Consider the following 288-nt stretch of genomic DNA (forward strand, 5'->3'; position numbering starts at 1 on the left):
TGCTCGGACATGGAGTCCTTTTATGATGAAAAAGTCATTATTTTGTATGACAGCTGCCTTATTTGCTCTGCCAACAGTCACTTCCGCCGCTTCCCCATATTTTAGTTTAAAAGATGGTGATGGTTTCAAACGTTTTTCAGTCTCAGCTGGTCCTTTATATGTCAAACCAACAGGAAAAGCCCAGCCTTTTAGGATTAACACTTCTGTTAAGGAAAATGAGCAATCTAAGGTCGGAGATATTAAAGTAAAAACTATTCAAGACAATATTTCCGATAGTAATAGTAATGT

1 protein-coding gene is annotated in these 288 nt (G+C 37.2%); it reads left to right on the top strand.

Annotated elements, in window-relative coordinates; genetic code table 11:
* Window positions 1–22: 22 nt before the first annotated feature.
* On the top strand, window positions 23–288 hold a 266-nt coding region (locus tag ACNQ0W_RS25650), incomplete at its 3' end, for a hypothetical protein (RefSeq protein ID WP_417933337.1).

It is taken from the genome of Enterobacter cloacae complex sp. 6730903 (assembly GCF_048283985.1).
GTDB classification, from domain to species: Bacteria; Pseudomonadota; Gammaproteobacteria; order Enterobacterales; family Enterobacteriaceae; genus Enterobacter; species Enterobacter hormaechei_C.